The organism is Brevundimonas diminuta ATCC 11568, assembly GCF_000204035.1.
GTDB lineage: Bacteria > Pseudomonadota > Alphaproteobacteria > Caulobacterales > Caulobacteraceae > Brevundimonas > Brevundimonas diminuta.
The window spans coordinates 680218-682420 of sequence record NZ_GL883084.1; the positions used below are offsets into that span (position 1 = coordinate 680218).

The 2203-nt window shown below is 67.8% G+C and carries 2 protein-coding genes and 1 pseudogene; 2 read left to right on the forward strand and 1 reads right to left on the reverse strand.

Going from position 1 to position 2203, the window contains the following annotated elements; genetic code table 11:
• Positions 1-841, reverse strand: a pseudogene (locus tag BDIM_RS17820) (hypothetical protein); the annotation flags it as partial.
• 216 nt (positions 842-1057) lie between these two features.
• On the opposite strand from BDIM_RS17820, the gene chvI reads away from it, so the two are divergent.
• Both chvI and BDIM_RS03575 read left to right on the forward strand, forming a co-directional pair.
• A complete protein-coding gene (gene chvI / locus BDIM_RS03570) occupies positions 1058-1765 on the forward strand; it encodes a two-component response regulator ChvI (RefSeq protein ID WP_003164209.1) in 708 nt (235 codons plus the stop codon).
• Positions 1734-2203: sensor N-terminal transmembrane domain-containing protein (locus BDIM_RS03575; protein ID WP_040344673.1), on the forward strand; the 470-nt coding region annotated here is incomplete at its 3' end. The genes chvI and BDIM_RS03575, both read left to right, overlap by 32 nt.

Consider the following 2203-nt stretch of genomic DNA (forward strand, 5'->3'; position numbering starts at 1 on the left):
GGCTGGAGCCCTGATCCAGACCGGGGCCGAGAATCTGGGCCAGGCCCGCGCGCGATCCCAGAAGCTCGCACAGGATCTGCTCGACCGCGACGAACACCAGGGCGCGCGGCGGCCCCTCGATCGGCGCCCGATCGCAGATGTCCATCAGCCGCTCCAGCCGCGCCCGCGCCCCCGTCAGGCCGCGCAGCGATCCGGCCACCGCCCCGCCCATGAGAAAAGCCCGGTCCGCGGCGCCGGTCAGGCTGTGCGCCAGATCAGCGACGGATCGCGTCTCCAAATCGACGAACGTCCGGCTGCGGCCCGCCTTCAACAGCCGCTCGATCGCCTGTTCGGCCAGGCGCTGATAGTGGCGCATCAGTTCGTGCACCGATTGGCCGGGCACGGCCTGGGCCTCGGGCACGGCGACCTTCTGGATGGCGTGCTGCAGCTCCACGCCCGACGCTTCCAGCCGTTCGGCCAGATCCGGCCGGTGCAGCAGCTCGAAGGCCGTCGCGCCCTGGCGACCCAGCCAGTCTTCCAGGATGCGGCCGATGGTCTCGCGCGCATGGGGGGCGTAGAGATCCTGCACCCCGCGACAGGCGGGGCCGCGCGGTTCGACCGGCGCCGGGCGCTTGCGCTTCAGTTCCGGCGCCCCTCGCGTCAGGACGACGACGCTGGCGAACTCCATGGTCTCGGGGTCCATCGTCTCCTTGGTGACGCGCACAGCCACGGCCTGACGGTCGCGCATCAGATCCTCGGCCGTCTCCATGGCGCGGCGGCGGTCCTCCATCGCCTGCGACAGCGACCAGTCGTCCGGCGGCGTGCGGCGGATGTAGATTTCGTAGTGAACGGGACCAGCCATGGCGCCTTCGTGGACAGCAAGACGGCTATTCTGACTTTCCAGGCTTTAAGGCGAGGTTTCGTCTTTTCCTCACACGGGTTGAAAGGCAGAGTCGCGCAAACCATTTTGCGGTGGCCGTAAAGTCACCGCGAATGCATAGAACGGTTACGCTTGCCGTGCGTTACCGGATACGGCGGCCGATCACGCGATCGCCCCGCCCGCACTAAGGAGAAGCCCTTGGCTAACATCACCCTGGTCGACGACGACGAGAACATCGTGGCCTCCGTCTCACTGGCGCTGGAAAGCCACGGCCATACGGTGACCGCCTATCACGACGGCGCCTCGGGCCTGGAAGCGCTGGAGACCACCCCGCCGGACCTGGCCATCCTGGACGTCAAGATGCCCCGCATGGACGGCATGGAAGTGCTGCGCCGCCTGCGCCAGACCTCCAGCATTCCGGTCATCATGCTGACGTCCAAGGACGAGGAGATCGACGAGATCCTCGGCTTCAACCTCGGCGCCGACGACTATATCCACAAACCCTTCAGCCAACGCTTGCTGATCGAGCGGGTGAAGGCCCTGCTGCGCCGCGCGGGCGTGGAAGGTCTGGACCCCGTCGATCCCGCCGCCGTCGAAGCCGGCAAGGCGATCAAGCGCGGCAAGCTGTCGATGGACCCGGCGCGCCACGAATCGACCTGGGACGGCAAGCCGGTGAAGCTGACCGTCACCGAGTTCCTGCTGCTGCAGGCCCTGGCCCAGCGCCCCGGCTTCGTGAAGAGCCGCGACAATCTGATGGACGCCGCCTATGACGATCAGGTCTATGTCGACGACCGCACCATCGACAGCCATGTGAAACGGATGCGAAAGAAGTTCCGCATGGTCGACCCTGAGTTCGACGCTATCGAGACCCTGTATGGCGTCGGATACCGCTACCGCGAGAGCTGAACCTGAAGACGCCCCGGCGCGGCGCCGATTCCGCTTCGGCGGCTCGCGCCTGGGCGGGTTCATCCTGGCCCTCAATCTTCTCAGCCTGCTGATTCTGTTCGGCGGCGCCCTGCTGCTCAACGAGTGGCGGCGCGGTCTGATCGAGGCGCGCCAGGAATCGCTCGGCGTCCAGGCCGAACTGCTCGCCAACGTCCTGGGCGAACTGGGCATCACCCAGGGCGACCCCTATCCCATGCTGGACGATCGCGCGGCCGCCCTGTGGCTGCGCGACAACTTCATCCCGGCAGGCCAGCGCGCCCGCCTGTTCGACATGGACGGCATCGAGGTGTCGGACTCCTTCCGGGTCAGCGACACCATTCCCGGCGCCCCCCTGCCCCCGGCCAACCCGGCAGGCACGGCCCTGGCGCCGTCCGAACCGTCGCCGCGCGAGACCGCGCG